At 71.2% G+C, this 18,745-nt stretch carries 19 protein-coding genes; 8 read left to right on the plus strand and 11 right to left on the minus strand.

All coding sequences use genetic code 11. The features are described from left to right. Window positions 1-78: 78 nt before the first annotated feature. Complete coding sequence (locus ABIE38_RS14320) at window positions 79-699, minus strand: DUF1697 domain-containing protein (RefSeq protein ID WP_354057374.1); 621 nt, start codon at window positions 697-699, stop codon at window positions 79-81. A 48-nt stretch (window positions 700-747) separates the two neighbouring features. On the opposite strand from ABIE38_RS14320, the gene ABIE38_RS14325 reads away from it, so the two are divergent. Continuing rightward, window positions 748-1,188, plus strand: coding sequence for an SRPBCC family protein (locus ABIE38_RS14325; protein WP_354057376.1), 441 nt, complete (start codon window positions 748-750; stop codon window positions 1,186-1,188). A gap of 34 nt (window positions 1,189-1,222) precedes the next feature. On the opposite strand, the gene ABIE38_RS14330 is transcribed toward ABIE38_RS14325, so the two are convergent. Both ABIE38_RS14330 and ABIE38_RS14335 read right to left on the minus strand, forming a co-directional pair. Next, the gene (locus tag ABIE38_RS14330) at window positions 1,223-2,299 is read right to left on the minus strand and encodes an NAD-dependent epimerase/dehydratase family protein (RefSeq protein WP_354057377.1); all 1,077 of its coding nucleotides are present in this window, start codon (window positions 2,297-2,299) and stop codon (window positions 1,223-1,225) included. Window positions 2,300-2,358: 59 nt separating this feature from the next. Beyond that, window positions 2,359-3,378 carry a YeiH family protein gene (locus ABIE38_RS14335; RefSeq protein WP_354057456.1) on the minus strand — a complete coding sequence of 340 codons (1,020 nt, stop codon included), beginning with the start codon at window positions 3,376-3,378 and terminating at the stop codon, window positions 2,359-2,361. A 173-nt stretch (window positions 3,379-3,551) separates the two neighbouring features. On the opposite strand from ABIE38_RS14335, the gene ABIE38_RS14340 reads away from it, so the two are divergent. After that, a complete protein-coding gene (locus tag ABIE38_RS14340; RefSeq protein WP_354057379.1) occupies window positions 3,552-4,490 on the plus strand; it encodes a LysR family transcriptional regulator in 939 nt (312 codons plus the stop codon). Here ABIE38_RS14340 and aroD read toward each other — a convergent pair. Beyond that, the gene (gene aroD, locus ABIE38_RS14345; protein WP_354057381.1) at window positions 4,462-5,298 is read right to left on the minus strand and encodes a type I 3-dehydroquinate dehydratase; all 837 of its coding nucleotides are present in this window, start codon (window positions 5,296-5,298) and stop codon (window positions 4,462-4,464) included. The genes ABIE38_RS14340 and aroD overlap by 29 nt on opposite strands. Before the next feature lie 37 nt (window positions 5,299-5,335). After that, a complete protein-coding gene (locus ABIE38_RS14350) occupies window positions 5,336-5,806 on the minus strand; it encodes a DUF4262 domain-containing protein (protein WP_354057383.1) in 471 nt (156 codons plus the stop codon). A 204-nt stretch (window positions 5,807-6,010) separates the two neighbouring features. On the opposite strand from ABIE38_RS14350, the gene ABIE38_RS14355 reads away from it, so the two are divergent. Next, window positions 6,011-7,183, plus strand: a complete 1,173-nt coding sequence (locus ABIE38_RS14355) for a patatin-like phospholipase family protein (protein ID WP_354057385.1) — start codon at window positions 6,011-6,013, stop codon at window positions 7,181-7,183. A gap of 19 nt (window positions 7,184-7,202) precedes the next feature. On the opposite strand, the gene ABIE38_RS14360 is transcribed toward ABIE38_RS14355, so the two are convergent. Then, complete coding sequence (locus ABIE38_RS14360) at window positions 7,203-7,754, minus strand: DUF732 domain-containing protein (RefSeq protein WP_354057387.1); 552 nt, start codon at window positions 7,752-7,754, stop codon at window positions 7,203-7,205. A 251-nt stretch (window positions 7,755-8,005) separates the two neighbouring features. On the opposite strand from ABIE38_RS14360, the gene ABIE38_RS14365 reads away from it, so the two are divergent. Continuing rightward, the gene (locus ABIE38_RS14365; protein WP_354057389.1) at window positions 8,006-9,478 is read left to right on the plus strand and encodes an FAD-binding oxidoreductase; all 1,473 of its coding nucleotides are present in this window, start codon (window positions 8,006-8,008) and stop codon (window positions 9,476-9,478) included. Between the two features lie 11 nt (window positions 9,479-9,489). Beyond that, a complete protein-coding gene (locus ABIE38_RS14370) occupies window positions 9,490-10,764 on the plus strand; it encodes a class I SAM-dependent methyltransferase (RefSeq protein ID WP_354057391.1) in 1,275 nt (424 codons plus the stop codon). Window positions 10,765-10,859: 95 nt separating this feature from the next. Here ABIE38_RS14370 and ABIE38_RS14375 read toward each other — a convergent pair whose 3' ends face one another. The 3 genes from ABIE38_RS14375 to ABIE38_RS14385 all read right to left on the minus strand — a co-directional run bounded on the left by ABIE38_RS14375 (window position 10,860) and on the right by ABIE38_RS14385 (window position 13,983). After that, window positions 10,860-11,720: an anti-sigma factor gene (locus ABIE38_RS14375; protein WP_354057393.1), complete on the minus strand. Its 861-nt coding sequence runs from the start codon at window positions 11,718-11,720 to the stop codon at window positions 10,860-10,862. Beyond that, window positions 11,717-12,298: an ECF RNA polymerase sigma factor SigK gene (sigK, locus tag ABIE38_RS14380; protein WP_354057395.1), complete on the minus strand. Its 582-nt coding sequence runs from the start codon at window positions 12,296-12,298 to the stop codon at window positions 11,717-11,719. The genes ABIE38_RS14375 and sigK overlap by 4 nt, the downstream gene beginning before the upstream one ends. Before the next feature lie 74 nt (window positions 12,299-12,372). After that, window positions 12,373-13,983, minus strand: coding sequence for a molybdopterin-dependent oxidoreductase (locus tag ABIE38_RS14385; protein ID WP_354057397.1), 1,611 nt, complete (start codon window positions 13,981-13,983; stop codon window positions 12,373-12,375). A 138-nt stretch (window positions 13,984-14,121) separates the two neighbouring features. Here ABIE38_RS14385 and ABIE38_RS14390 point away from each other — a divergent pair, with 138 nt between their 5' ends. From ABIE38_RS14390 to ABIE38_RS14400, 3 genes are all read left to right on the plus strand, one after another. Further along, window positions 14,122-14,790 (plus strand): fasciclin domain-containing protein, encoded by a 669-nt coding sequence (locus ABIE38_RS14390; protein WP_354057399.1) that lies wholly within the window; start codon window positions 14,122-14,124, stop codon window positions 14,788-14,790. A gap of 218 nt (window positions 14,791-15,008) precedes the next feature. Further along, entirely contained in the window at window positions 15,009-15,395 is a 387-nt protein-coding gene (locus tag ABIE38_RS14395) for an ArsR/SmtB family transcription factor (RefSeq protein WP_354057401.1), read from the plus strand. A 7-nt stretch (window positions 15,396-15,402) separates the two neighbouring features. Next, a complete protein-coding gene (locus ABIE38_RS14400; RefSeq protein ID WP_354057403.1) occupies window positions 15,403-15,861 on the plus strand; it encodes an SRPBCC family protein in 459 nt (152 codons plus the stop codon). 76 nt (window positions 15,862-15,937) lie between these two features. Here the strand turns inward: ABIE38_RS14400 and ABIE38_RS14405 are convergent, their stop codons facing one another. Together ABIE38_RS14405 and ABIE38_RS14410 are read right to left on the minus strand one after the other, a co-directional pair. Continuing rightward, a complete protein-coding gene (locus ABIE38_RS14405) occupies window positions 15,938-17,764 on the minus strand; it encodes an acyl-CoA dehydrogenase (RefSeq protein WP_354057405.1) in 1,827 nt (608 codons plus the stop codon). Between the two features lie 81 nt (window positions 17,765-17,845). Next, a complete protein-coding gene (locus tag ABIE38_RS14410; RefSeq protein ID WP_354057407.1) occupies window positions 17,846-18,730 on the minus strand; it encodes an SDR family NAD(P)-dependent oxidoreductase in 885 nt (294 codons plus the stop codon). Between the last annotated feature and the right edge of the window lie 15 nt (window positions 18,731-18,745).

The following is an 18,745-nucleotide window of genomic DNA, read 5'->3' on the forward strand; positions in this document are numbered from 1 at the left end:
ACGGGATCTTCCCGGCGATCTTCGGGCCCCTCGCGGGCTTCGTCGACACGATCGGGGCGTCAGTGGAGGGTCCCTGACTCACCCCGCAGCGAGGATCCTGTCCAGGGTCCTGAGGTTCCTGGTGGTGAGGTGACGCTTGTGCTCCCGGCCGTCGAGCACCTTGGACGCGTCGGAGGTCAGCGTCGAGCCGCGGGGGACTCGCCAGTACACGCAGCCCGCGCCCTCGGCGACCGCCTCCGTGCCGGCGGCTGACCCGCCCTCGGCACGCGCGTCGGTCTCGGCGGCCGCCTCGGCGATTTCCCGGATGGCCGCGCGCATTGCGACCGTCACCCGGGTCGTCACCTCCGGGTCGTCCGAGAACACCACGTAGTCGTGGTGCTCGGGCAGCGTGTCGAAGGGGTACGCTGCCGCCATCGTCGCCACCGCGTCGAGGGTGAGGACCTGCACGACCGCCTGGTAGCCGAACCTCTCCGCGTATGCGGACTCGAGTACCGCGCGCAGTTCGCTCACAGGGCGGGGATCGGTGACGAGCACGTTGCCGGTGGCCAACACGGTTCTGACCGAAGTCCCGCCCGCGGCCTCGGTGCACGCGACCAGGTCGCGCATGGCGATCCGCCCGCTCCTGCCGACGTTGATCCCGCGGAGCAGCACGACCTTGCGGTGCTCCCCGGCGGCCGGGCCCGCCGATCCGGTACTCATGTCCTGATCTTCCTCCCGGGACGACCCCACGCGGGTAGCTTTCCCGCCATGGCAGTGTCAGTGCAGTCCGTTGTGAAGATCGAGACCGGCGTCCCCGAGATCATGGAGGTCCTGGCCGACGTCGAGTCCCTCGTCGACTGGTCGAGCGCCCACCGCGCGGTCGAGGTCAGGGAGGCCGACGACGAGGGGTGGCCGATCGTCGTGTGGGAGCGGGTGTCCCAGTACGGCGTCACCGACGAGATGGTCGTGCGCTACGAGTGGTACGACGGCGAGGTGAGCTGGTCCCTGGTCGAGAGCGGTTCCCAGAAGGTCCAGAACGCCCGCTACGTGCTCACGGACAACGGCGACGGCACCACCGAGGTCGTCTTCGACCTCGAGGTGGATCTCAAGATCAAACTTCCCGGTCCGGTGGTCAAGAAGGCGCAGAAGCACATCGCCGACGTGGCCACCACGGGGTTGCGGGACGAGGTCCTGCGGCGGCACGGCTGATCGTCCACCCGTCGCCCTCGAGGGGGAGACACGGTCAGGGGAACCGGCGGGAGGAGATCAGGCCGTCGGTCAGGTCCCGGCGCACCAGGTCGGTCACGGATCTGCGCCGCAGCGGTGCGCTCCCGGTGTGGGCGAGGTGCGCGATGCCGTCGAGCAGGTCGGCCATGGCCTCCGTCGGCGCCCAGGACGGCGTCCACCCGAGGACGTCGCGGGCCCGGGCGCAGTCCATCAGTGGCACCGCGAACGCCAGGTCCAGCCATCCGCGGTCTACCGGCTGCAGGCGTGCCCGCCACGTCAGCCCGACGAGGGCCCCGAGGAGCGGCAGGGGGATGTGGACCGCCCGGGCCCCGAGCACCTCTGCGAGGGCGTCCCTGGTGAGCGGTCGTTCGGCCGCGAGGTTGAACGGGCCGGTGGCGCCCTGCTCGATCACCCGCACGACGGCGTCGGCGACGTCGTCGGCATGGGCGAGGGGCAGGCTCAGGCTCCTGTCGAGCGGCAGCAGCGGCACCCGCGGCACGAGATGCGCTGGCAGATAGGCGGGCAGTCCGTACCGGGTCAGCCCGCTCGCGGCCGCTCTCTGGACGATGAAGCCCGGGCGCATCCGGGCGACGGGCACGGCATCGGCGCCGTGGAGGCTCTCATGGTGGTCGATGAGCGTCTCCGCCGCGGCCTTGTGTCGGCTGTACGCCGAGCTCGGCACCCCGGTCCTCGCCCAGGTCTCGTCGACGTGCTCACCGTGGAGGCCCGGCGCGTACGTCCCCACGGAGGACATGTGGACCAGGTGGCCCACCCCGGCCGCCTGCGCGGCCTCGAGCACCGCGGCGGTCCCGCCGACCCCGACGCTCTCGAGGTAGCCGATGTCGCGGGTGGGCTGGAAACCCCAGGCGAGATTGACGACGGCGTCCGCCTCGTCGAGGTGTCGACTGAGTTCGCCGGCCGCGTCCGGACCGGAGACGTCCAGCGCGTGCCAGTCGACGCCGCGGTACTCACCGACGGGATCGGGTGGCCGTCGCACGAGCCCGACCAGTCGGTCGCCGGAGCGCGTCTCGCGCAGACGACGGAGCAGCGCGGTGCCGACGTTCCCGCTGGCGCCGATGATGACGATCCGCATTCCGGTCTCCTCACCCCAGCCCGTCAGTGCGGTCGACGGTACCTCCCACGTCGCGGCCGTCAACCGCCCAGCGTCGGGGCGATGAGCAGGACACCGGCCAGCGCCAGGCCCGCGACCCACACCGTCGAGGCGGCGGCCAGGATGACCGGGCGTGCGCCGACCCTGCGCATCGCGGCCACCCGCACACCGATCCCGAGGGCGAACATGGCGCTGGTGAGCAGGACGGTCTGCGCCAGCGAGGCGGCGTCGATGACCGGGTCGGGGACGAGCCCTGACGAGCGCAGGACGACCAGGGCCAGGAACGCCGCGACGAACCCGGGGACCAGCGGCGGCCGGGTCCCGCGGGCGTCGGCGCCGGTCGTCCGTCGCCGGTGGAGGCTGATCACGGTGACCACCGGGGCCAGCAACAGGACCCGGGCCAGTTTGACGACGGTGGCGACCGCCAGGGCGGTGCCGCCGATCGCCCCGCCGGCCGCGATAACCTGGGCGACCTCGTGGATCGATCCGCCGGCCCACATGCCGGCCGCGGTGTCCGACAGGCCCAGAGCCCCCGACAGCACCGGGACCGCGACGATCATCAGGGTGCCGAAGATGACGACGAGGGTGATGGCCGTGAGGACCTCCTCCTCGTCGGTGTCCGACACGCTGTCCACGGCCGCCACCGCCGCCGCGCCGCAGATCGAGAACCCGCAGGCGATGAGCAGGCGCTGCGTCCAGCCGAGGCCGAGCGCGCCCCCAAGTGCCATGGTGCCGGCGATTCCCAGGACCACGATGACGACGACGAGCGCGATGACCTGCCACCCCAGCGCGGTGATGTCACCGAGCAGGAGTTGCAGACCCAGCAGGGCGATGCCGACCCGCAGCAGAGTGCGGGAGGAGAAGGTCAGGCCCGCGGCGGCCCGGCCCGGCAGTCGCACGGTGTTGCCGAGAGCGGCACCCAGCACTATCGCCACGAGCATCGGGTTGAGGGTGGGGACCAGGTGACTGACCCCCATCGCCGCCGCTGTTCCCGCGAGCGTCAGCGCGGTACCCGGGGCGAGCGTCAGGGCCCTGACCCGCACGCGGGTCGATCCGGACATCGCCGGACCCGAGGCCCGCGACACCTCTGTGATGCCGCGCTCGCGCCGCCGGGCGGTCAGGGGGGAGGTCACGTTTCCAGGGTGGACGTGTGCGGGCCCGTCCGGTAGCCGGCAGTACGGCATCTCTCCATATCCCACAGATATGACGCGAAGTGACGCCATATGCTGAATGCATGACACGGAGGTGGCCCGACCTGGCCGTCCTGGAGCTGCTGATCGGCGTCGACGAACAGGGGAGCCTGAGTGCGGCGGCCCGGAGAGTCGGGATGGCGCAGCCCAACGCGAGCCGGGCGATCAAGGATCTCGAGCGGCGGTTCGCGACGCCGTTGCTGCGGCGGCACCCGCGGGGTGCCACGCTGACCCCGCACGGGACGGTGCTCGCCCACTGGGCGCGCCGGGTCCTCGCCGAGACGACCCAGTTACTGGAGGTGGCGCAGAGCCTGCAGTCCGAGCGGTCCGCCACGTTGACGGTGGGGTCGAGCATGACCGTGGCCGAACACCTCATGCCGCGCTGGCTGGGGGCGCTGAGGGGCGTGCTGCCGGAGGTGAACATCCACCTGCAGGTCCACAATTCGGTCAGGGTCGCCGAACTCGTCCTGGACGGCTCCTGTGACGTCGGGTTTGTCGAGTCCCCCACCGTTCCCAGCGGCCTGCACACCAGCACCGTCGCGCGCGACCGGCTCGTGGTGGTGGCGGCGCCGTCCCATCCGTGGGCCCGTCGCCGCACCCCGGTGACGATCTCCGAGCTCGCCGCCACGCGGTTGGTGGTGAGGGAGCCGGGGTCCGGCACCCGGACGACCCTGGACCGGGCCCTCCAGGAGTACGAGCGCCCCGCCCCGCTGCTCGAACTCGCCAGCGCGGCCGCCATCCGCACCAGCGTCCTGGACGGGGTGGGCCCGGCGGGGATGAGCACGCTCGCCGTGGCCGATCAGGTGGCCTCGGGTGCACTGAGGATCATCGAGATCGACGGGCTGGACCTGCGACGGGAACTGCGCGCGGTGTGGCGGCCGCCGCGTCAGCTGACCGGCCCGGCGGGTGAGTTGGTGACCCTCGCGCGGAGGAGCCACCAGCGCGCGGACGGGATCACCCCCGAGGGGCGGACCCGCCGCTGAGCAGATCCAGTGCCTGTCGGACCCCCTCGGCCGGGAGTTGGCCGGGCGCCGATGCCGCGCCCACCTTGGCGAAGGTGGCCGAGGATCCGAACGGGCCGCCGCCGAGCCGCGTGACCGCCCCCAGTCCACCCATCGACATGGTGATCAGCGGGATGCGAGCGGCCCGGTAACGCTCCTCGGTGGCGGACAGCAGCGTCACCACGTCGGCCGCGGACCGCGGTGTCACGGCGATCTTGGCCACGTCCGCCCCCGCGTCCTCCATGGCGGTGAGCCGCGCCACGATCTCCTCGGCGGACGGGGTGGCGTCGAAGTCGTGGTTGGACGCCACCACCGGAACGCGGTGCCGGTGGGCGGCGGCTATCGCGGCCTCTGCGTGAGGGCGCCGGTACTCGACGTCTATCGCGGCCGCCAGGCCCGTCGAGGCGAGGGCCTCCACCAGTGCGAGATAGGCCTCCGGTGAGATCTCCGCACCCCCGCCCTCGGTGCCGGTGCGGAACGTGGCGAGGACCGGCAGTACCGGTAACAGCGCCGAGATCCGCTCGAGTGCCCGCACCGCCGGGGCCGGATCACTCCCGGCCCCGGTTGTGAAGGGTTCGTAGAGGTCGACACGCCATTCGACCACGTCGACCAGACCGTAGGAGTCCGGTGCGACTCCGGCCGGAGGGGTCACGTCGCGCCCCCTCCGGTACCCGGCCTCGGCGGCGTCCAGCGCACCGATCTGCTCGTCGAGCTCCGTGAGATCCCGTCCGGTGAGCGGGACGATGATCGACGGCGAACGTGCGTCCAGGACGAGCCGATGTCGGGGCATGGGTAGACCCTACGACGACCCCGCCGGTGCGGTGGTCTCAGCAGCACCCGTCGCACGGGCAGGGCCGCCGGGCGGGGACCAGCTCCAGGGCGGTGAGGCCGCCGGTGCCGGTGGTGCGGTAGTAGCGACCCGCCCACCGGAGGGTCCTGGAGGGGCGCCGGACCGGTACGAGCTCCCACGTCGGCCCATCGGGGCCCTCGCACAGCAGGTGGCCGGCGTCGAGAACCCGGCCGTCCAGGACGGACCCGCCCCACCGGGTGAGTAACGCGGCCGTCTCCCGGGCACCCAGGCCACGGGCCAGGAGTTCCGGGTGCCCGCGCTCGGTGAGCCCGACCGTGTAGCCGAACCGTCGGTCCGGTGGCAGCGGGGCGGACTCGCAGTCCTCGCAGGCGCAGCCCTCGCCCACGTGGACCAGGTGCAGGCCGAACCGGTCGATGTTGGCGGCGACGAGAGCCATGTCGGGGTCGATGGCGGTGACGGGACGGAACTGGATGACGGTGTGGGACACGGGAACTCCTAGTGGTCTACTCGGTGATCGTCTCGATCGAACAGGTGCTCGATACGAGGGTGAAGGTAGACCGCGCCTACGACATGGTCGGCCCGGCGCCGGGATGACATGGCCGCGCCGGTGCACACTGGAGGAGAATCCGCTGATGGGGTGGTACCGGTGTGTCGGCACCGGGCACGAGTGGGGACGACGGAGGAGGACCGGATGAAGGTCGCTTTGGCACTGGGTTCCGGCGGGGCGCGCGGATACGCGCACATCGGGGCTATCCGCGAGCTCGAGTCGCGCGGACACGAGGTGGTCGGGGTGGCCGGGGCGTCGATGGGTGCGGTCGTGGGATCGCTGCTCGCGGCCGGCGAGTTGGACCGTTTCGAGGAGTGGGTGCGGGGACTGGCGCAACGGGACGTCCTCCGGTTGCTCGACGTGTCCTTCGCCGGCGGGGGAGCGATCCGCGCCAACAAGATCATGGGCGTGATCGGCGAGATGCTCGACGACGTGCGGATCGAGGATCTGGCGATCCCCTACACCGCGGTGGCCACCGACCTGCGTGCGCGACGGGAGGTGTGGTTCACCCGTGGCCCGGCGGATATCGCCGTCCGTGCCTCGTTCGCGATCCCGAGCATCGTCACCCCCGCGATCGTGGGTGGGCGCCTGATGATCGACGGCGGCGTGACCAACCCGGTCCCGCTCGAGCCACTGGCCTCCGTGGAGAGCGATCTGGTCCTGGCCGTGTCGCTGACCGGTCGTCGGGCGGGGATCCGCGGCTCCACCTTCCAGGAGAGCTCGGACCCCGATGAGCCGTCGGCCGTGGCCGATCCGAAGATGTCCAAGAAGGGTGGCACCGTCACCGCGACCACCGCCAGGCTCTCCGGACGCATCCGGACCGCTGCGGCGGACGTGCGGGACGCGGACCTGGTCAGACTGGTCGCGGCCCGCTTCGGTCAGGACACGTCCGGCGCGGACACTGCCGGCGCGGACTCTGCCGGGCTGGACGCACCCGGGATCGACCCGACCGGGCAGGGCGCCGAGTCCGACCCCCGGACCGGTGACTACTCCACCCCGAGCGGGTCGGCGCAGCCGTCACCGCAGGTCGAGGAGGCGGTCGAGGAGGGCGAACGCGAGGTCCGGGCCGACGCCCAGGCGGACGATCGGAGCCTCGAGTCCCTCCCGGGCACGCTGCGGATCTTCGACGTCGTCTCCCAGTCAATCGAGGCCATGCAGAGCATCCTCACGGGCTACCGGATGGCGGGGAACCGCCCGGACGTCCTCGTGGAGGTGCCGTCCGACTCGTGTTCGGCCTTCGACTTCCACCGGGCGGAGGAGATGATCGAACTCGGCCGTCGGCTCACCGCGGAGGCGCTCGACAGGGAGGGGTTGTGAGACGGGGCCCCTCTCGCCCCTAGCCGCCCTGGTTACCGCCCTCGTCCTGGCCGACCTGCGGCAGGTGCTGAGGACAGAACGCCCTGACCGCGGCCGCCACCACCACCGGGGCCTCGGTCACCGGCGCATCGGCGTGGGCGTCGTTGTACCGCCGGACCACGTCGACGTAGCCCATGTCGCCGTCGAGTGACGCACAGGCGTCGCGCCCCCGGGTGAGATAACCCTGTTCGTCCTCGGCGTCCACGCCGACGGTCCTGATCTCGTCGAGGAACTGCTCCTCGGGTGAGCGTTCGTCGCCGTCGTCCCCGTCCGGGGCCGGCTGCTCGCCGGTCGTCGGCCCGTCGCCGTCGGTGGCGTCCCCGACCGCGGAGGTGGCCTCCGCGGCCACGGACCCCACCGCGCTGGTCGCCTCGCCGACCGCATCCTCGGCCGTGCCCTCCTCGCCGCACGCCCCGAGGATCAGGGCGAGCGCGGCCAGCCCCGATGCCGCCGCGACCGCCCGACGGCGGCCCGGACGGACCTCGCGGGCGCTCCTGGTGGCCTGGTCGGCTCGGTGCTCACGTTCGGTCATGGCGGGGCCCTCCTCGGTGTGGATCTGCAGGGGTCGTGTTGCCGGGAAGGCTACGTAAACGGCCACCGGGGCCGGGACAGTTTGGCGTGCGCGATATGACCGGTGTCACAATCGAGACGCGTTCGAGACGGGACCCACGGCGTCACCGCTCCCCGCTCGCCGAGGCGACGGGAACCGCGTGTCCGGGCCACCGGGGTGAGCCGCGGCCGGATCAACTCCGGTGGCGGCCGACCGCTACTAGGGTGGGACGCATGGGCACTGATGGTCGTCTGTCCGGATCGCTGATCGTCGGACCCCGGCGCCACGAGGAGGGTGTTCGTCGGCTCCTGGCCAGCTTCGAGGCGGTCCCCCCGGGTGAGCCCGTCCGGCTGGCCAAGAAGACGTCCAACCTCTTCAGGCCGCGCGCCTCGTCGTCGTCGCCCGGTCTCGACACCACCGGCCTGACGCGCGTCGTCTCCGTGGATCCGGACGCCCGCACCGCCGACGTCCAGGGGATGTGCACGTACGAGGACCTGGTGGACGCCACCCTGCCGTACGGGCTGATGCCGTACGTGGTTCCGCAGCTCAAGACCATCACCCTGGGCGGCGCCGTCACGGGTCTCGGGATCGAGTCCAGCTCCTTCCGGCTGGGGCTGCCCCACGAGTCGGTGCTGGAGATGGACGTCCTCACCGGGACGGGCGAGATCGTCACCGCCCGCCCCGACGGCACGGACCGTGAGCGCGAGCTGTTCCGGGGGTTCCCCAACTCCTACGGCTCGCTCGGTTACGCGGTGCGGCTGCGCATCGCGCTCGAACCGGTCGAGCGGTACGTCGAACTGCGTCACGTCCGGTTCGACTCCCCCGCCGCGTTGACCGACGGGTTGGGGCGGATCAGCGAGTCCGGGTCGTACGACGAGGAGGAGGTCGACTTCCTGGACGGGGTCGTCTTCTCGGCGGACGAGTCCTACCTGACCCTGGGCCGGCGGACCGACGAGCCCGGTCCCGTCTCGGACTACACGGGAGTGCGGGACAAGCAGGCGATCTACTATCGGTCGATCCAGCACGGCGGCCCCGCCGGATCGGTGGCCCGCGACCGGCTGACCATCCGCGACTACCTGTGGCGCTGGGACACCGACTGGTTCTGGTGCTCGCGCGCGTTCGGGGTTCAGAACCCCGGCATCCGCCGCTGGTGGCCGCAACAGCTGCTGAGGTCGTCGGCGTACTGGAAGATCATCGGACTGGATCACCGTTACGACCTGGGCAACAGGATCGGCGCACTCAAGGGCGAGGGCCCACGCGAGCGCGTGGTGCAGGACGTCGAGGTGACCATCGACCGGACCGAAGAGTTCCTCGAGTGGTTTCTGCGGGAGGTGCCGATCGAGCCGCTGTGGATCTGTCCGCTGCGGCTGCGTGAGTCCACGCCCGCGCCGGGTGTCGGCGGCGGCCCCGGCTCCGACCGGCCGTGGCCGCTGTATCCGCTTGCGCCGGAGACCACATACGTCAACATCGGGTTCTGGTCCTCCGCCCCGATCGAGCCGGGAATGACCGAGGGGGCGTGGAACCGGCGCATCGAGCAGGAGGTCTCCCGGCTCGGTGGGCACAAGTCTCTCTATTCCGAGGTCTTCTACTCACGTGAGGAGTTCGACCAGCTGTACGGCGGGGAGCAGGCGGCACTTCTCAAGACGCGATTCGATCCCCGGGGCCGCTTCGCGACCCTCTATGACAAGGCGGTGGGTGCACGGTGACAACGGACAGGATGACCATCGGCGAGATCGTCGCCGCGTTCGCGACGGGGGAGCCGCCCCTGCGGATCGAGGCGTACGACGGGTCGGCGTTCGGCCCGGAGGACAGCGAGCTGGTTCTACGCCTGAAGAGTCAGAAGGCACTGCAGTACTTCGTCACCGCGCCGGGCGACCTCGGGCTGGCCCGCGCCTATCTCATGGGCGATCTCGAGGTGGACGGGGTGCATCCCGGCGCACCGCATGACGTGTTCGGGGCTCTCGAGGTCTTTCGCAAGACCATGACGCACACGCCTGACCTGAGGACGATGGGGCGCATCGCCCGCTCGATCGGGCGCGAGGGCTTCACGATGCTGCCGATTCCCGAGCAGGAGGTGCCCGCGGCGTGGCGTCGTGTCGCGCACGGCATGCGCAGACACTCCAAGAAGCGGGACTCGGAGGTGGTGAGCTACCACTACGACGTGTCCAACCGCTTCTACGAGTGGATCCTCGGGCCATCCATGACCTACACCTGCGCTTGCTACCCCGATGCCGGGGTCTCCCTGGAGGAGGCCCAGGAGAACAAGTACCGCCTGGTGCTCGACAAGCTCGGGCTGAAGGCCGGGGACCGCCTGCTCGACGTGGGGTGTGGGTGGGGCGGGATGGTGCGATACGCGGCCGCTCGGGGGGTCCGGGCGATCGGGGTGACGCTCTCGCGCGAGCAGGTCGAGTGGGGCCAGGCCGCGATCCGGGAACAGGGGTTGGGCGACCTCGCCGAGGTCCGGCTGATGGACTACCGCGACGTTCCCGAGCGCGACTTCGACGCGGTCAGTTCCATCGGCATCACCGAGCACATCGGGCGCCGGAACTACCACGACTACTTCACCCGGCTGCACGGCTACCTGAGGCCGGGGGGTCGGCTGCTCAACCACTGCATCACCCGGCCGGACAACTCGCGCTCGGTCAAGGCGGGCGCCTTCATCGACCGGTACATCTTCCCCGACGGCGAACTGGCCGGCGCCGGGACGGTCCACCTCGAGGCGGAGAACGCCGGCTTCGAGGTGGTCCATGAGGAGAACCTCCGCCAGCACTACGCGTTCACTCTCCGCGACTGGTGCGCGAACCTGGTCGAGCACTGGGACGAGGCGGTCGACGAGGTGGGCGAACCCATGGCCAAGCTGTGGGGGCTCTACATGGGTGCCTGCCAGTACGGCTTCGAGCACAACAAGATCCAGCTCCATCAGATCCTGGCCGTCCGGCTCGGCGACACCATGACCTGGGATGTTCCGTTGCGGCAGTGGTGGCAGCCGTGAGTCGCCGGGCCTGAGTGGGGCGACCCCGCCCGAACGCCGTCAGGGCCGGGTCGCGCCCCTCAGGCCAGGATGCGCGCTTGGTCCAGGATGCGCGCTCAGGCCAGGTCGAGGGCCAGAAGTACGTCGCCCGTGGGAGCCGGGGAGCCCCCCGCGGGCTCCTCGGTGATCCCGATCTGGGCGGAGTTGCGGATCCCGCTGAGCTCGGCGGAGGGTGACGGGCCCACCTCGCCGGACTCCATCGTGCCGGCCGGGATCGGGTCGTGGTCCGGACCCATCAGCCACAGCTGGTAGGCGCGGCCCTCGGCCGGCTCCGGGATCCCGGTCATGGAGATCACCGCCATGTCGGCCGTCTTGGACGCGAGCACGGTGGCGCTGCCGGTGCCGCCGACCTGACCGCGCGAGATCTCGAGGTCGGGCGCCGTGAGCAGGGACGTGACCTCGTCCGGCATCGTCGCGGCGGGCGGGGACGCGACCGGGAGGTTGTCCTCCGGTCCCGCGTCGCCTGTCAGTCGTCCGATGGTCACCCCCGCGGCCACCAACACGATGGCCGCCGCCGCGGTGGCGAGGAAGGTCCAGGTCCCGGGGCGCCGGCGCTCGCGCATCCGGCTCAGGTCGACCACCGCCGCGCCCCCGGTGTCCCCGGTGTCGTCGGCATCCGGGGTGGGCGCATCGTGTCCGGTCCCGGCCTCCGCCGTGACCAGGTCGAGCACCCTGGTGCGGAGCGAGGGCGGCGGTGGGACGTCGAGGTCGGCGTCGGCCACCAGGTCGGCCACGACCTCCCGCGTGGACCGGATGTGGGCGAGCATCGAGCTGCGCTGATCCGGGGTCGCGGCGACGAGCGCCTGCTCGACGGCCTCCGCCTCCTCCTGGTCCAGCGCGTCCAGTGCGTAAAGGTCGAGGTCCTCGGGATGAACCGTGTCCGGGGACCCCGGATGATCGTGGTGTCGGACGGTCATGACAGCTCACCTCCCAGGCAGCTCTTGAGACGGCGCAGGCCGTCGCGAATTCGGGACTTGATCGTGGGCAGTGCGGACCCCAGCTGGTCGGCGACCTCCCGGTAGGTCAACCCGGAGAAGTACGCCATCTCGATGGACTCGCGCTGGTTCTCGGTGAGTTCCCCGAGACATCGACGGATGTCCGCGGCGTCCTCTTCCCGGGCGATCTCCTCGGTCACCTGGTCGGCGATGTCGCCGGAGTGCGTGACCCCTGCGGCGGCGTCCGCCTCGTCGCGCCGGGCTGCGGAGCTCTCGGACCGCACCCGGTCCACCGCACGCCGGTGTGCGATGGTCAGCACCCAGGAGTGGACCGAACCGAGCTTCGGGCTGTACCCCGAGGCCTGCTTCCAGACCTGGAGGAACACCTCCTGCACGGTTTCCTCGGCGTACCCGGGGTCACGCAGGACCCGGAGCGCGAGACCGTGCACACGGGGCGCCATGAGGTCGTAGAAGCGGGCGAAGGCCTCGAGATCCCCGGCAGCGGAGAGCTCCAGGAGGCGCCCCGGATCGGCCAGCGACGGGGCGGTGGGCTCGGACACGGGGGACAGTCTAATGCGAGGTGGTCCGAACGCACGGGACGGGCGGGTGGTGAGGAGGGGTGTGTCGAGGACGGTCATGTCCCCGACACCCGGAACGTGCGGTTGTGCCAGCCCGTGGCCCCGGTGGGGATCGGCGGTTGTCGGGTCTCCGTCTGCACCTCACCGGTCGAGTCGGTCGCCCGGACCGACAGCGTGTGCAGGCCGGGCTCGGCGTCCCAGGTCCACGACCACATGCGCCAGGTGTCGATCGAGTACTCCTCGGCGAGCGTCGCCTCGTTCCACGGACCGTCGTCGACCTGCACCTCCACCCGGTCGATGCCCCGGCGCTGGGCCCATGCCGTCCCGGCCACCACGACGGGGCCGGGCTCCAGCTGGGCCAGGGGGGCGGGCCTGTCGATCCGGCTCGCGGTGAGTATGGGTCCCCGCTCACCCCACCCCCGGTCGGTCCAGTAGGCGCTGGCGCGGTCGAATCGGGTGACCTCCCAGTCCACCACCCACTTGGTGGCGGAGACGTAGCCGTACAGGCCGGGCACGACCTGCCGGACCGGGTACCCGTGCTCGAGCGGCAGGGGTTCGCCGTTCATCCCGACGGCCAGCAGGGCGTCCCGGCCGTCCGTGAGGGCCTCGAGCGGGGTGCCCGCCGTCCACCCGTCGACGGAGGTCGAGAGCAGCATGTCGGCCTCGGGAAGGGGGCCGGCCTCGGCGAGCAGCTCGGCGATCGGGAAGCCGGTCCAGGTCGCGTTGCCGGCGAGGTTGCCGCCGACCTCGTTGGACACGCAGGTCAGGGTGACGATCCGGTCCAGGAATTCCCGGCTCGTCAGTGACTGCCAGTCCAGTTCGATCTCCCTCTCCACCATCCCGTGGATCCGCAGCCGCCAGTCGGCGGTGGTCAGCGCGGGGACGCGCAGCGCGGTGTCGATGCGGTAGAAGTCCTCGTTGGACGTGAGGAACGGGGTGACCCCGGGGGCATCGGGAACGATCCCCTCCGGGACCGGTGGGGCGGCGTTGCGGCTCAACACCCGTGGCAGCTGGAGGCCCGTGCGCTCGGCGAGCGCGTCGGCCGCGCGGCGGGTCAGTGCCACCCCGGTCGCGCCCGCCGCCGCGATCACGGCCACGGCCGACCCGGCGAGCACGAGGAAGCGCCGTCGATCCGGGCCCGGACTCGTGGCGGGGGCGATCTCGTCCGAAGTGTCCCCGTTCGAGGTGTCCCCGTCCCCGTGCCCGTCACCTGCCCGGGCGCCGGATGCGGGGAACAGTGCGCCGATCATCAGGCGCAGCGCCACCACGGCGAAGGCGGTGCCCACGAGCGTCGGCAGCGCCCACGCGGGCCCGGCCGTCGGACGCGTCACCGCGGCGAGCGTCCCCGTGAGACCGAGGGCGACGATGATGAGGGAACCGATCGGGCGGCGCGGACGCTCCATCAGGCCGACCACCACGCCCAGCACCGCGAGGATGCCGGCGAGGCTGATCAGCAGCGCGGGCTTGTCCGCGGTACCGAGCGCGTCGATGGTGGCCTCGCGGACGGCCGCGGGTGCGCGGTCGACGACGGAGTCGGCCACCGCCAGGAAGGGCGACGACCCGGGGGCGACCAGTCCCGCGATCGCGTGACCGACCGCGAGGGCGATGCCGGTCGAGAGGATCCCCGCGGAGATCTGGGCCGTCACGCGGGGTCGGGGCTGGTTCATGTCCACATCAGGAGTTCGGAGCACAGGCCCCGCCGGACGGTTCGAAAGAAATGTTCCGGGGGTCACCCATCCGGCTCGACAGCAGTGCCGAAGAACCCTTGACCCAGCACGCAAGGCTCTGTTGAAAGGACCAACACAATGAGCATCACGATCTCCCGCCGTATGGCATCGATCGCGGCGGCGGCTGCCGTGAGCGGCCTCGTCTTGGCCGGCTGCGCGGACGACGAAGGCGGCATGGAGGCCGAGGGCACCACGTCCGCCCCCATGACCTCCGAGATGACCACCGAAGAGACCTCTCCCATGGCGGAGCCGGCCGGCATGCTGGTCGGTCCCGGGTGTGCGGACTACGCCGAGGCAAACCCGGACGGACCGGGCTCGGTCGACGGCATGGCCATGGAGCCGGTCGCCACCGCCGCCTCCAACAACCCGCTGCTCACCACCCTCACGGCCGCCGTGTCGGGCGGGGTGAACCCGGAGGTCGACCTGGTCGACACGCTCAACAACGGTGAGTACACCGTGTTCGCGCCGGTCGACGACGCGTTCGCGCAGGTCGACGACGCCACGATGGAGGCGCTGCAGACCGATCCCGAGCTGCTCACCAGCATCCTGACCTACCACGTGGTCGAGGGTCAGATCACCCCTGACGAGATCGAGGGCATGCAGACCACGCTGAACGGCGCGGACGTCGAGGTCATGGGCTCCGGTGACGAGATCACCGTCAACGGTGCCAACGTGATCTGTGGTGGCGTCGAGACCGCCAACGCCACGGTCTACCTCATCGATGAGGTCATGGTTCCCGAGGAGTGAGACCGCTGAACCCCGGGAGGCCCTGACCACCCGACCATTCAGCAACACCGAGGCCCGGGTCGACGCGACAGCGTCGGCCCGGGCCTCTTCGTGTCGCCAGGTCCCGCAGCCAGCCACCGCACCCGTGCGGAGTGAGGGATCGGTGTGTCGTGAAAGTGGCGGAGGGGGTTGACATCGGCGCCCCACGGTGGATACTTAAGCTATCGCCTAATTAAGGAATGAGTGAATTGAAGCAGGCCGGTGATCCGCTGTCCCGGGTGTTCCAGGCGCTCGCCGATCCCACACGTCGCGGGATCCTCGAGCGGCTCAGCGCCGGGCCGGCCACTGTGGGCGAGTTGTCGGAACCGTTCGACATCAGTGCACCCGCCATCTCTCAACACCTCCGGGTGTTGGAGACCTCCGGTCTCATCGAGCGCAGCACGCGCGCCCAGTGGCGGGTGTGCACGCTCCGGCCGGAACCGCTGGACGCCGCCACGGACTGGGTCGAGCGCAACCGCGCGCTGTGGCAGCAGAAGTTCGACCGACTCGACGACGTGCTCGCCGACATCCGGCCCGGGCACGCCGACCCCACGGATCGAGGACGCACGCCTCGATCGAAGGAGTGACGACACGATGTCCGTCCCGGAATTCACCATCACCCGCACATTCGACGCCCCACGCGAGACCCTCTGGCGCGCGTGGACGGATCCGGCCCTGGCCGCCCGCTGGTGGCACCCGCACGAGGTCACGACCCCCGCGGAGAGCGTCTCGATCGACCTCCGTGAGGGAGGGAGCTACACCTACCTCATGATCGACCCGACCGGCGGCGAGTGGCCCACCGCGGGCGAGTACCTCGAGGTCCGCGAGCCCGAGCGGCTCCGGTTCACCTGGGGCAGCCCGGATGACGAGCGCGGGGACGACGTCCCCGTCATCACGGTCGACCTCGCCGAGGCGGGCGAGGGACGCACCCTGATGACCTTCCACATGGCTCGTCACCCCGACGACCGCGGCTCCGAACACGGTGTCCACGACGGCTGGACCGAGGCGTTCGAGGAACTGGACGGCGTCCTCACCGCGTCCACCGCCGCCTGACCCGCCGTGCTCCGCCCGGTCGCCCGCTGGGCCCTGGTCGCCCGCTGAGCCCCCGCCCGGCGGGCGACCCCGCCGGTCAGAACCAGTCGTCGCGCATGTCCAGGGTGGTGCGGTCGCCCGCCGACAGTAGGTCGAACTTCGCATCCACGACGGGCAGTTCGCGCCGGAGGAAGTACGCCGCGGCCTGCCTCTTCCCGGCGGCGAACCCGTCGGTGTCGTCGTCGACCCGACCGCCCAGGGCGAGCACCTGCTCGAGCCAGATCCAGGCGATCACGATGTGACCGGCGGCCTCGAGGTACTCGGTGGCGTCGGCCAGGAACGCCTCCGGGTCGGTCGCCCCGAGCCCGGCGAGTGCGGTGGTCACCTCGATCAGGCGCGTCACCCGCGGTCGGAGCAGCGCGGCGAACTCCTCGGCCGGGCCGCCTGCCGCATCCGCCCGGTCGCAGGTGGCGGCGATGCGCTCGCTCAGTGCGGCCAGTCCGGCACCACCCCCGGCGAGGACCTTGCGCCCGAGCAGATCCTGGGCCTGGATCCCGTGCGTGCCCTCGTGGATCGGGTTGAGGCGGTTGTCGCGGTAGTGCTGCTCGACGTCGTAGTCGATCGTGTACCCGGCCCCGCCCAGTACCTGTACCGCGAGTTCGTTGGCCTTGAGGCACCACTGCGACGGCCACGACTTGGCGATCGGGGTGAGGACGTCCAGGAGGGTGGAGGCGGCTGCGGCCTCCTCGGGGGATCCGGTCTTCTCGTCGTCGACGAGCCTCGCGCAGAACAGCCCCAGCGCCAGGGCGCCCTCCACGTAGGACTTCTGGGCCAGCAACATCCGCCGCACGTCGGCGTGCCCGGTGAGCATGACCTGCGGCGAGGAGGGATCGGCACCGACGGTCCGCCCCTGAGGGCGGTTGCGCGCGTAGTCGAGCGACTTGAGATACCCGGTGTACCCGAGGGCCGTGGCGCCCAGACCCACGCCGAGCCGGGCCTCGTTCATCATGGTGAACATCTTCTTGAGGCCGGTGTTCTCCTCGCCCACGAGGTATCCGACCGCGCCCGGCCGGCCGCCGGGGGTGTGCATGCCCTGGCCGAGGGTGGGCATGGTGTTGACCGTGCCGCGGAAGCCCATCTTGTGGTTGAGGCCGGTGATCACGATGTCGTTGCGCTCCCCGATCGAACCGTCCTCGTCGACCAGGTACTTCGGCACCACGAACAGGCTGATGCCGCGGGTACCGGCCGGCGAACCGGGCACCTTGGCCAGTACGAGGTGCACGATGTTCTCGGACATCGTGTGTTCGCCGCCGGAGATCCACATCTTCTGCCCGAACAGCCGGTAGGTCCCGTCGTCCTGCGGCTCGGCGCGGGTGGTGATGTCGGCGAGGTTGGAGCCGGCCTGCGGCTCGGACAGGCACATGGTGCCGGTGAACCGGCCCTCGACCATCGGCTTGACGTAGCGCTCGATCTGCTCGTCCGAGCCGTGCTCGATCAACAGGTTGGCGTTGCCGGTGGTGAGCAGCGGGTACGCCGCGGTGGCGACGTTGGCCGCGTAGAACCACGCCATGCACGCCAGGTAGGCGGTGTAGGGCAGTTGCATCCCGCCCACCCGCTCGTCCATCGCGGCGCCCACCAGGTCGGCGTCGGCGAAGCGGCGCAGCGCCTCGGCGATCTCCGGGATGAGCTCGACCTCCTCGCCCACGAGCCTGGGCTCGTTGAGGTCCGCCTTGCGGTTGTGCGGGGCGAAATACTTCTCGGCGAGCTCGGCCGACAGGTCCACCACGGCGTCGATGGTCTCGCGGGAGTGGTCCGCGTACCGCTCACGCCCGCACAGCTCGGACACCCGCAGCCAGTCGTGGAGCAGGAAGTCGAGATCGGCGCGGGACATCACTGTGGAGGGGAGGGGGAGCGAGGGAGTCATGCCCCGCAGGGTACTTGCCCCGGGCGCGGTGCCGACTCGGGCCGTGCCCGGCGGAACCGGGACGGGCGGCCCGCGGGACCGTCAGCCCCCGCTGGTGGCGCGGGCGAACTTCTGCCCCATCCCGAGCATGGTCCTGGCGTACGCGGCGGGCATGAACCGCTTGCCGCGGTAGGCCTTGCGGGCGTCCGGGTCGGGCAGGATCAGGAACTCCTTGGCGTCCAGACCGGTCATCACCTCGGCGGCGATCTCGTCCGCGCCGCGCTCGGAGCGGTCGATGAGCTTGCTCGCGAATCCGCTCGCGGCGGGGTCCGAGGAGTTGAGGCTCGAGGCCAGGTTGGTGCGGAAGAACGACGGGCACAGCACGGACACGTCGATCCCGAACGGCTCCAGCTCCCACCGCAGGGTCTCGGAGATCGCCACCACGGCCGCCTTGACCGCCGTGTAGGAGGCCATGGTCGGCGGGTGTACGAGCCCGGCGAGAGACGCCGTGTTGACCAGGTGCCCGTGGCCCTGCGCCTTGAGCATCGGCACGAAGGTGCGGCAGCCCCGCGCCACACCCAGCAGGTTGATGTCCGTGATGAGCCGCCAGTCCTCCTCGGTGAGGTACTCGATGCGGCCGCCCTGGGCGATGCCCGCGTTGTTGACCAGCACGTCGATGCCGCCCCAGATCTGCTCGATCTCCGCGCGCGCCGCCTGCCATTCCTCCTCGGAACGCACGTCCAGACGCAGATAGCGCGCATCCCCGGGGACCGAGGCGGGCCGGTCGTCGGTGGCCGCGAGGTCCGCGACCATCACGCGGTCGCCGCGCTCGAGGAACGCCGTGACCAACGCCAGACCGAGACCCGACGCCCCGCCGGTGACCAGCACCCGGCGGTTGGTGTCCGCGGGGGAGGGGGAGGAGACGAACGGCAACCGGGCGAGGCCGGGGACGGGGAGGTCGGACAGCGGGAGGCGGGGGAGACGCATGACGCGAAACTACCG

The sequence above is a fragment of the Dietzia sp. 2505 genome (assembly GCF_040546785.1).
Taxonomy (GTDB): domain Bacteria; phylum Actinomycetota; class Actinomycetes; order Mycobacteriales; family Mycobacteriaceae; genus Dietzia.